The sequence below is a fragment of the Streptomyces muensis genome (genome assembly GCF_021474425.1).
In the GTDB taxonomy this organism is placed as follows: domain Bacteria; phylum Actinomycetota; class Actinomycetes; order Streptomycetales; family Streptomycetaceae; genus Streptomyces; species Streptomyces muensis.
In genome coordinates, this window is sequence record NZ_JAKEIP010000256.1 from 1 (window position 1) to 11,655 (window position 11,655).

The window sequence follows — 11,655 nt, forward strand, 5'->3', positions numbered from 1 at the left end:
GCTCCGCGGAGCCTTCGCGAGGAGATGCTGTGCGCGCTGTTCGCCGAGGTGCTCGGTGTGGGGCGGGTGTCGATCGACGACGACTTCTTCCGGCTGGGTGGGCATTCGCTGCTGGCCACGAAGCTGGTCAGCCGGATCCGGACCGTCCTCGGTGTCGAGCTGCCCATCCGGCAGCTGTTCGAGACCCCCACCATCGCCGGCCTCACCGCCGTCCTCGCCCAGAGCGCGGTGCCCGCGCGTCGGCGCAGTCTCACGCGGGGCCCACGGCCCGACCGCGTCCCTGTCTCGTACGCCCAGCAGCGCCTGCGCTTCCTGAGCCTGCTGGACGACGACAGCACCGCCTACAACGCTCCTGGAGCGCTGCGGCTGACGGGACCGCTGGACCGGGAGGCCCTGCGGCAGGCGCTCGCGGACGTCGTCGCACGGCACGAGAGCCTGCGCACGGTGCTGGCCGAGGATCCCGACGGATTCACGCAGGTGATCCTGGACCCGGAGGCGGCCGGCTTCAGGATCGACGTGGTTCCGGTGGACGAGGAGGACCTCGCCGCCCGGCTCGTCGCCGCGGCCCGGTACGCCTTCGACCTGGCCACCGAACCGCCCCTGCGTGCGACGCTGTTCGCGCTCGCTGAGGACGAGCACGTCCTGCTGCTGCTCCTGCACCACGTCGCGGGTGACGGCTGGTCCATGCGTCCGCTGGCCCGTGACCTCGCCACGGCGTACGCGGCCCGTGTCGCCGGTGAGGCCCCTGGCTGGTCGCCGTTGCCGGTGCAGTACGCCGACTACAGCCTGTGGCAGCGTGAGGTGCTCGGCGCCGAGGACGACCCGGACAGCGAGATCTCCCGCCAGCTCGCCTACTGGCAGGAGACGCTGGCCGGCCTGCCCGACCAACTGGAGCTGCCGTACGACCGTCCGCGCAGCGAGCGGACGACGCACCGCGGCGGGCAGGTCCATCTGAGTATTCCCGCCGAACTCCACCAGGAGCTCGGCCGGTTGGCCCGAACCACTCGGTCCAGCCTGTTCATGGTGCTGCAGGCGGGGCTGGCCGCGCTGCTGACCCGGCTCGGCGCCGGCACCGACATCCCCATCGGCACACCGATCGCGGGCCGCACCGACACGGCGGTGGAGGAACTGGTCGGCTTCTTCGCCAACACGCTGGTGCTGCGCACCAACACCTCGGACGACCCGACGTTCACCCAGCTGATCGACCGTGTGCGGGCCGTGGACCTGGCGGCGTACGCGCACCAGGATCTGCCGTTCGAGCGGCTGGTGGAGGCGGTCAACCCGGAGCGCTCGCTCGCCCGGCACCCCCTCTTCCAGGTCTGTCTGACCCTGCACAACAACGATCCGCGGGCGACCGTGGCCGAGGTGGCGCGGCTGCCCGAGCTGTCGGTCGAACTCGAGCGACTGCCCATTCAGGACACCAAGTTCGACCTCAACTGGGAGCTGACGGAACGCTTCGACAGCGCGGGCCGGCCCGCGGGCATCGTGGTGGAGCTGGAGTTCTCCACGGACCTCTTCGACCGGAACACGGCGCACTCCCTCGCCGACCGGTTCGTCCGGCTGCTCACCGTCGGCGCGCGGCGGACCGACCTGCCGATCGGCGAACTCGACCTCATGGCCCCGGCCGAGCGAGCCGCCGTGCTCGACGAGTGGAGTGACTCCGGCCGACCCGGCGTGGCCGCGGTGCTGGCCGGGGCGGGCCTGCAGGGAGCGACGGCCGGCGTGCGCGCCTATGTGCTGGACGAGGCGCTGCGCCCGGTGCCGCCCGGTGCCGCCGGACGGCTGTACGTGACGGGTGGCGGACCGAACGGCGCGCCCACGCGGCAGGACGGGGAGCGGTCGCTGCCGTGTCCGTTCGGCGACGGCGGCTGGATGTACCGCACGGACCGGACCGCCCGCTGGTCGCACGACGGGGAGCTGCGGCTCGTCGAGGAACCCGGGGACGCCGCTGCCCGGGACACGCGGCCCGCGCGGTCCCGTGGGCCGCGCAGCCCGCGGGAACAGATCCTGAGCTCCCTCTTCGCCGAGATGCTCGGCGTGGCCTCGGTCGGCATCGACGACGACTTCTTCGAACGAGGCGGCCACTCGCTGTCGGCCGTGCGGCTGCTCAGCCGTATCCGCTCGGTGCTGGGCGTGGAGCTGTCGATCCGGCGGCTCTTCGAGAACCCCACGGTCGCCGGCATCGCCGGCGCGCTGGACGAGGCATCCGGCGCCCGCCGGTCGGTCACCCCGGTCCCGCGGCCGGCGCGTGTCCCGCTGTCGCACGCGCAGCAGCGCCTGTGGTTCCTGGACCGCCTGGAGGGACCCAGCGCCACCTACAACATTCCGGTCGCGCTGCGGCTGACGGGCTCACTGGACCGGACGGCCCTGCGGCAGGCGCTGGCGGACCTCGTCACGCGGCACGAGACGCTCCGCACCCTGTTCACCGAGGACGCAGGCGGAGCGCGGCAGATCATCCTGCCGCCCGAGCAGGCGGTACCGCAGCTCACCGAGGCCGACATCGCCTCCGGGGAACTGGCCGGCAGGGTGCGCGAGGCCGCGTCCCACGCGTTCGACCTCACCACCGAACCACCCCTGAGGGCCTGGCTGTTCACCACCTACGACGGGGACCGCGTCCTCGTGCTGGTGGTGCACCACATCGCCGGTGACGGCTGGTCGATGGGCCCGCTCGCCCGTGATCTGTCCGTCGCCTACACGGCGCGCGCCCGCGGCGAGGCTCCCGGCTGGGAACCGCTGCCGGTGCAGTACGCCGACTACACGTTGTGGCAGCGCCGGATGCTCGGCTCCGAGGACGATCCGGACAGTGAGCTCTCCCGCCAACTGGTCTACTGGAAGCAGGCCCTGGCTGATCTGCCGGAGGAACTGGAACTGCCGGCCGATCGGCCGCGGCCGGCCCGTCAGTCGCACCGCGGCGGACGCGTCGCCTTCGACGTGCCCGCCGACCTGCACGCGGGCCTCGCGGCGTTGGCCCGGGATACCGGGTCCAGCCTGTTCATGGTGGTGCAGGCCGCCCTCGCGGCGCTCCTCACCAGGCTCGGCGCCGGCACCGACATCCCGATCGGCAGTCCCGTGGCGGGCCGTACCGACGCGGCCGTCGAGGATCTCGTCGGCTTCTTCGTGAACACCCTGGTGCTGCGCACCGACACCTCGGGCGACCCGGCGTTCACCGAACTCGTCGCCCGGGTCCGGGAGACCAACCTCGGCGCGTACGCCCATCAGGACGTTCCCTTCGAGCGGCTCGTCGAAGTGCTCAGTCCGGCCCGGTCCCTCGCCCGCCACCCGCTCTTCCAGGTTCTGCTGGGCTTCGACAACAACCAGGACGCGCTGGACGTCCTGCGCCTTCCGGGCCTGTCCGTGGAGGTGTGGGCGCCGGAGACCGGTCGTTCCAAGTTCGATCTGGCCTTCTTCTTCGACGAGCGCTACGGGCCACAGGGCGAGCCCGCCGGCCTGCGCGCGGCCGTCGAGTACAACGCGGACCTGTTCGACCACGGCACCGCGAGGGAGTTCGCCGACCGGATGCTGCGCGTCCTGGAGGGCGTCGTGGCCGATCCCCAGCGGCCCCTCGGCCGACTGGAGGTGATGTCACCGGCGGAGCGGTGGCGGGTCCTGGAGGAGTGGAACCGCACCGAGCACGACGTGCCCCCCGACCCGGTCCCGGTGCTGTTCGAGCGCCAGGTGGCCGCGGAGCCGAAGGCGACCGCGGTGATATGCGAGGACATCACGCTCTCGTACGCCGAACTCAACGCCCGCGCCAACCGGCTCGCGCACGTACTGGCCGCCGCGGGCATCGGCGCGGAGGACGTCGTCGCGACCGCTCTGTCACGGTCGCCCGACCTGATCGTCGCTCTGCTGGCGGTGTTGAAGACGGGTGCCGCCTACCTCACCCTGGACGTCACGGCTCCCGAGCAGAGGCTGCGCACCATCCTGGAGGACTGCGCACCCAGCGCGGTCGTCACCTGCGCCGCCGTCCGCCCCGCATGTGGCGACGGCCTCGTCCGGGACATCGTGCTCGACGCGCCGCAGACCGTCCGGGCCCTCGCCGCCGCCCCGGCAACCGACCTCACCGACGCCGACCGGGTACGCCCGCTGGACCTGCGCCACCCCGCCTACGTCGTCTACACCTCCGGATCCACCGGCACCCCCAAGGGTGTGGTGATGCCGATGCGTTCGCTGACGAACCTGCTCGCCTGGCACACCGGCACCTACAGCGGCGGTGTCGGCACGCGCACCGCCCAGTTCCTCGCCCTCTCCTTCGACTTCGCCGTGCAGGAGATCCTCCAGGCGCTGATCGTCGGCAAGACGCTGGTGATCCCGGAGGAACACGTCCGCCGCGACGCCTACGAACTGGCCGAGTGGGTCGGCCGGTTCGGCGTCAACGAGCTGTTCGCCCCGACGCTCGTCATCGACAACCTGCTCTCGGCGGCGGCCGACCGCGGGGAGCCCCTCGACTCCCTCACCGACATCTTCCAGGGCGGCGAACAGTTCCGGCTCAGCAGTGAACTGCGTGATTTCTGCGCGAGCGGCTGGCGGCGCATGGCGCACAACATCTACGGCCCGGCAGAGACCCACGCGGCCACCACCGCGACCCTCCCCGACGACATCGACGAGTGGCCCTCCGCGGCCTCCATCGGCCAGCCGCTGTGGAACGCCTCGGTGTACGTGCTGGACGCCGGCCTGCGCCCGGTGCCACCCGGCGTGCGCGGCGAGCTCTACATCGGCGGCGCCCAGCTGGCCCGCGGCTACCTGGGCCGCCCCGACCGGACGGCGGAGCGGTTCGTGGCCTCGCCCTTCGGCCGGCCGGGCAGCCGCCTGTACCGCACCGGCGACATCGTGCGCTGGAACCACTGCGGGGAACTGGAGTTCCTGGGCCGTGCCGACCACCAGGTCAAGATCGGTGGGTTCCGTGTCGAGCCCGGCGAGGTCGAGGCCTCGCTCGGCGAGCACCCGGCTGTCGACACGGCGGTCGTCGTCACCCGCGAGGACACGCCGGGCCTGACCCGGCTCGTGGCGTACATCGTCCCGAACGACGCCGACGACGTCGGCGGCCTGGGCCGCACCCTGCGCACCCACCTCGAACAGCACCTGCCGCACTACATGATCCCGTCGGCCGTCGTGGTCCTCGACGCACTGCCGCTCACCGCCAACGGAAAGCTCGACCGCCGCGCGCTGCCGGCCCCCGAGACCCGCCCGGACGGGGCGGCTTCCGCGCCCCGCAGCGAGCGGGAGAAGGTGCTGTGCGCCCTGTTCGCCGAGGTGGTGGGACTGTCCGAGGTCGGCGTCGACGACGGGTTCTTCGACCTGGGCGGCGACAGCATCATGTCGATGCAACTGGTCAGCCGTGCGCGCCGGGCAGGCCTGGAACTGTCGGTGCGTGACGTGTTCGAGCAGCGGACCGTGGCCGCGCTCGCCGAGGTCGTCACGGAGACGACGGGAGCGGCCGTCGAGGAACCCGGCGCCGGCATCGGCGAGGTACCCCTCACCCCGATCAAGCACTGGGTCCTCTCCCGCTCCACCGACCTGGACGCGTTCACCATGTCCGCCGTCCTGCAGGTCCCGGACTCCCTGGACGAGGGCGTCATCACCCGGGCCGTGCAGACGGTGCTCGACCACCACGACGCGCTGCGGGCCCGGCTCACGACCGGACCGGAGCCGCGGATGGACATCCCCGAGCCGGGAGCGGTCGACGCCGCCTCGATCATCCACCGGGTGGACGCCGCCGGTGTCCCTGACGACGCCTTCGACGCCCTGGTCAGGACCGAGGGCGAGGCCGCCGTCGAGCGCCTTTGCCTGGCCGAGGGCCGGGCCGTGCAGGTCGTGTGGTTCGACCGGGGCGCGGGCACGCCAGGGCTGCTGCTCGTCGTCATCAACCACCTGGTCGTCGACGGAGTCTCCTGGCGGGTCCTGCTGCCCGACCTCGCCGAGGCCCACCAGGAGATCGCCGCCGGGCGGGAACCGGCACTGCAGCCCGTGGGCACCTCACTGCGCCGCTGGGCGCGGCACCTCACCGAGGAGGCGACCAAGCCGGCCTGGATCGCCGACGCCGCATGGTGGCAGGACGTGCTGCGCTCCGCCGGGCCCTCGCTGGGCCGCCGCCCACTGGACCCGGCGCGCGACACCCACGGCACGGCCGGCCGGCTGACGCTGACCCTCCCAGGCGACGTCACTGAGGCCGTGCTGACCCGCGTTCCGGCAGCCTTCCACGCGGACGTCAACGACGTGCTGCTGGCCGCGTTCACCCTCGCCTGGGCCCGCTGGCGGCACGGCGGCCCCCGCCTGCTGCTGGATCTCGAGGGCCACGGCCGGGAGGAACACCTGGCCGAGGGCGCCGACCTGTCGCGCACCGTCGGCTGGTTCACCAACCTGTACCCCGTACGGCTCGACACGGGCGGAGTGGACCTCGCCCAGGCCTTCGCCGGCGGGGCGGCCGCCGGAGCCGTGGTGAAACGGGTCAAGGAGCATCTGAGGTCGGTGCCCGACAAGGGCATGGGCTACGGCCTGGTCCGCTACCTCAACCCGGCCACCGCCGCCGGTTTCCGCGACCTGCCCGCACCTCAGGTTGCCTTCAACTACCTCGGCCGCTTCAGCATCACCACCGGCGGCACGCGGGCCGGCGACTGGACCCCGCTCACGGGCATCGAGGCCGTAGCCGGTGATCCGCCCCACCTGCCACTCGCCCACCCGCTGGAAGTCAACGCCCGCACCGAGGACGGTCCCCGCGGCCCCGAGCTCGTCGCGTTCTGGACCTGGGCCGACGGCGTCCTCGACGAGACCGAGGTGCGGGAACTGGCCGGCCTGTGGTTCCAGGCGCTGGAAGGCCTCGTGACCCACTCCAGGAACCCCGAGGCGGGCGGCCTGACCCCCTCCGACGTCTCCCTGTCCTCCATCACCCAGGACGAGATCGAGGCGTTCGAGGCAGAGCTGGACGACCTGCTCGACGACGAACCGTACGACTTCGACGAGGAAGAAGAGGCCCGCAAGTGAGTCGCACCACGCGGAAGATCGAGGACATCCTGCCGCTGGCCCCGCTCCAGGAGGGCCTGCTCTTCCACAGCGTCTACGACGAAGGCGGACTCGACCCCTACGTCGTGCAGATGTCGTTCGACATCGAAGGGCCCCTGGACACCCCGCTCCTGCGGGCCGCCGCCGAGAAGCTGCTGACCCGCCACGCCAACCTGCGGGTGGCCTTCCGGCAGCGCAAGAACGGCGACTGGGCACAGCTGGTGATGCGTGACGTGCCGCTGCCCTGGACCGAGACCGACCTGACCGGCCTGCCCGAGGCCGAGCGCGCCGACGCCGCTGCCGGCCTGGTCGCCGCCGAGCGGGCCACCCGCTTCGACGTGGCCCGCCCCCCGCTGCTGCGCTTCCGCCTGATCCGGCTCGGCGAGGCCTGGCATCGCCTGATCCTGACCAACCATCATCTCCTGCTCGACGGCTGGTCGCTGCCCGTCCTGATGGGCGAACTCTTCACGCTCTACGACGCGTCGGGCGACGACACCGCCCTGCCCAGGGTTCGCCCCTACCGCGACTACCTCAAGTGGCTGGAGAACCAGGATCGCGAGGCGGCCCGCGCCGCGTGGCAGGACGCGTTCGCCGACCTCGCCGAGCCCACCCTCGTAGCCCCGGAGGCCGGTCGCTCCGCCGTGGCCGGAGCCGAGATCCAGGGAACACTGTCGCGGACCGAGACGACGGCGCTCACCGAGCTCGCCCGGGACCGCGGCGTCACCCTCAGCGCCGTGGTGCAAACAGCCTGGGCGATCACCCTCGGCAAACACCTCGGCCGCGACGACGTCGTCTTCGGCACCACCGTCTCCGGCCGGCCGCCGGAGATCGAGGGCGTCGAGGGCATGGTCGGCCTGTTCATCAACACCCTGCCCTCCCGGGTGCGGCTGCGTGCCGCCGAACCGGTCACCAACCTGGTCGCCCGCGTCCAGGCGGAGCAGGCCCGGCTCACCCCGCACCAGCACCTCGGACTGGCCGACATCCAGCGTGCGGTGGGACAGGGCGAACTCTTCGACACCTCCATGGTGTTCCAGAACTACCCGGTCAACCGGTCCGGCGCCGCCGGCACGGGCATCGGAGCCGCCATCAGCCTCGCGCCCGGCAAGAACCGCGAGGCCACCCACTACCCGCTGCTGTTGATCGCGTCCGCCCGCGACACCCTGACCTTCCGGCTCAGCTACCGACCCGACGCCTTCGACGAGACCACCGCACGACTGGTCCTGGACCGCTTCGTTCGTGTCCTGCGTGCCCTCGCGGCCGACCCGGACCAACCCGTCGGCCGCCTCGACGTGCTCACCGGCCAGGAGCGTGACCGCGTGCTGCGGGAGTGGAACGACACCGCGCACGACGTGCCGGACACCACCGTCCTCGACCTGTTCCGCGCACAGGTGGCCCGGACGCCCGAGGCGCCGGCGGTCACGACCGGTGACCGGACCCTCAGCTACGCCGAACTCGACGAACGCTCCAGTCGGCTAGCGCGCCTGCTGGCCGCACGCGGCGCGGCCCCCGAGCGGTTCGTCGCCATCGCGGTGCCCCGCACCTGCGACATGGTCGTCGCCCTGCTCGCCGTACTGAAGTCGGGCGCGGCCTACCTGCCCGTCGACCCCGACTACCCGGCGGACCGGATCTCGTTCATGCTCGCCGACACCGAGCCCGCCCTGCTGGTCAGCACCCGCGAACTGGCAGCCGCGCTGCCGGACCACGGCACGCCGCGGATCCTGCTCGACGACCCGGAGCTCACGGACGCCCTGGCCGTCGGTCCGGGCACGACCAGCATCTCCTCACCCCTGCCCGCCCACCCGGCGTACGTCATCTACACCTCGGGATCCACCGGCCGACCCAAGGGTGTACTGATCGAACACCGCTCGCTCGGCGCCTACCTGCAGTGGGCCCGGCACGCCTACCCGGAGATGGCCGGTGTCTCGCTCCTGCACTCCCCGGTCTCCTTCGACCTGACCGTCACCGGTCTCTACACCACCCTCGTCTCCGGCGGCCTGGTCCACATCGCCGACCTCGACGAGCGAGCCGTCGACGGCCCCGGCGCCACCTTCCTCAAAGGCACCCCGAGCGTCCTCGCCCTCCTGGAGGCGCTCCCGGACGAGGTCTCCCCGAGCAAGCTGATCATGCTCGGTGGTGAGCTCCTCCTCGGCGAGGTCGCCGACCGCTGGCGGGCCCGCCGCCCGGACGCGGACGTCCTCAACGTCTACGGAGCCACCGAGGCCACCGTCAACAGCGTCCAGTACCGCATCCCCGCCGGCACGCCCGCCCCGAGCGGCCCCGTACCCGTCGGCCGCCCCTTCTGGAACACCCAGGTCTATGTCCTCGACAGCGGGCTGCGCCCGGTGGCCCCCGGCGTCCCGGGCGAGGCGTACATCGCGGGCTCCGGTCTGGCCCGCGGCTACTGGCACCGTGCCGGCCTGACCGCCGAGCGCTTCGTCGCCAACCCGTACGGCCCGCCCGGCTCCCGTATGTACCGCACCGGCGACGTCCTGCGCTGGAACCAGGACGGACAGCTGGAGTTCGTCGGCCGTGGCGACGGGCAGGTCAAACTCCGCGGCTACCGCATCGAACTCGGCGAGATCGAGGCCGTGATCGCCGGGCACGACCAGGTCACGCAGGCCGCCGTCCTGCTCCGCGAGGACCAGCCCGGCGACAAGCGGCTCGTCGCCTACGTGGCCACCGGCGGCGCGCCCGTCACGTCCGAGGACGTGCGCGCCCTCGCGGCCGAGCGGCTGCCGGACTACATGGTGCCGTCGGCCTTCGTGGTGCTGGACGCGTTCCCGCTCACCCCGAACGGCAAGATCGACCGTCGTGCCCTGCCCGCACCGGAGTACGGTCCACAGGTGGCGGGGCGTGCTCCGCGTTCGCCGCGTGAGGAGATCCTGTGCGCGCTGTTCGCCGAGGTGCTCGGTGTGGAGCGGGTGACGATCGACGACGACTTCTTCGCCCTGGGCGGGCACTCGCTGCTGGCCACCAAACTCGTCAGCCGCATCCGCTCGGTGCTCGGTGCCGAGATGGCCATCCGTCAGCTCTTCGAAACCCCCACCGTCGCCGGCCTGTCCGGAGCCCTCGACACCGGCAACGGGGCTGCCCGCACCCCCATCACCGCGCACGACCCGCGTCCCCGACGCTTGCCCTTGTCGTACGCCCAGCAGCGCCTGTGGTTCCTGCACCGCTTCGAAGGCCCGAGCGCCGCCTACAACTCACCCGTCGCGCTGCGCCTGTCCGGCGTTCTCGACCGCACGGCGCTCAAGAACGCCCTCGCCGACCTCACCGCGCGCCACGAGACCCTCCGCACGGTCCTCGCCGAGGACGCCGAGGGCCCGCACCAGATCGTGCTCGACCACGCCCGGCCCGAACTCATCGTCGCCGGTACCGACGAGAACCGCTTGCAGGACGACCTCCTGCGGGCCGCGAGCCACCCCTTCGACCTCGCCGCCGAACCACCCCTGCGGACCTGGCTTTTCGAGCTCGGCGACGACGACCACGTGCTGCTGCTGCTCACCCACCATGTGGCGACCGACGCCTGGTCACGCACACCCCTGGCGCGCGATCTGACGGCGGCGTACGCGGCCCGTGTCGCGGGCGGGGCGCCGCAGTGGTCGCCGTTGCCGGTGCAGTACGCGGACTTCAGCCTGTGGCAGCGCGAGGTGCTGGGTACCGAGAAGGACGCGGACAGCGAGATGTCCCGCCAGCTCGCCTACTGGAAGGAGACGCTGGCGGGTCTGCCGGAAGAGCTGGCTCTGCCCTACGACCGTCCCCGCCCGCCCGTCGCCACCTACCAGGGCGACGTCATCCCCTTCGAGCTGCCGCCCGCACTGCACGAGGCCCTCCTCCAGGTGGCCCGGCAGAGCCGCACGAGCCTGTTCATGGTGCTGCAGGCGGGTCTGGCGGCGCTGCTGTCGCGGCTGGGCGCGGGTACGGACATCCCGCTGGGCACGCCGATCGCGGGCCGGACGGATGACGCGCTGGACGATCTGGTGGGCTTCTTCGTCAACACGCTGGTGCTGCGCACCGATATTTCGGGTGATCCGACGCTGGCGGAGCTGCTGGAGCGGGTGCGGGCTGTGGACCTGGCGGCGTACGCGCATCAGGACCTGCCGTTCGAGCGGCTGGTGGAGGCGGTCAACCCCGAGCGCTCGCTCGCCCGCCACCCCCTCTTCCAGACCATGCTCAACCTCAACAACGCCGGCCCGGTCGAAGCCCTCGACGAGATCGCCAAGCTCCCAGGGCTCAGCGTCCGCCACGAGGCGGTCGAGACCCACCGCGTCAAGTTCGACCTCGGCTTCTCCTTCGCCGAGTCCCACAGCATGACCGGCACGCCCGGCGGCCTGCGCGGCGCCCTGCAGTACAGCACCGATGTCTTCGACCGGTCGACGGCCGAGGCCCTCGTCCACCGGTTGGTGCGGGTTCTGGAGTGGGTTGCGGAGGGTGATGCGGGGCGTCGTATCTCTGCCGTGGATGTCCTTTCTGCGCGGGAGCGCGAGGAGCTGCTGTCCGAGTGGCAGGGGGTTTCGCGTGGGGTGCGTGGGGTGTCGTTGCCGGTGTTGTTCGCGGAGCAGGCGGGGCGGACTCCGGGTGCGGAGGCGGTGGTGTGTGGTGAATGCCGTGTGTCGTATGGGGAGTTGGAGGCGTGGTCGAACCGGGTGGCGCGGT

2 protein-coding genes are annotated in these 11,655 nt (G+C 72.1%); both read left to right on the forward strand.

Going from position 1 to position 11,655, the window contains the following annotated elements:
* The coding region (locus tag L0P92_RS36205) for a non-ribosomal peptide synthetase (protein WP_443733830.1) at window positions 1–6,981 on the forward strand (6,981 nt) is incomplete at its 5' end.
* Window positions 6,978–11,655 (forward strand): non-ribosomal peptide synthetase (locus L0P92_RS36210; RefSeq protein WP_234767302.1); only part of this gene is annotated, 4,678 nt, incomplete at its 3' end. The genes L0P92_RS36205 and L0P92_RS36210, both read left to right, overlap by 4 nt.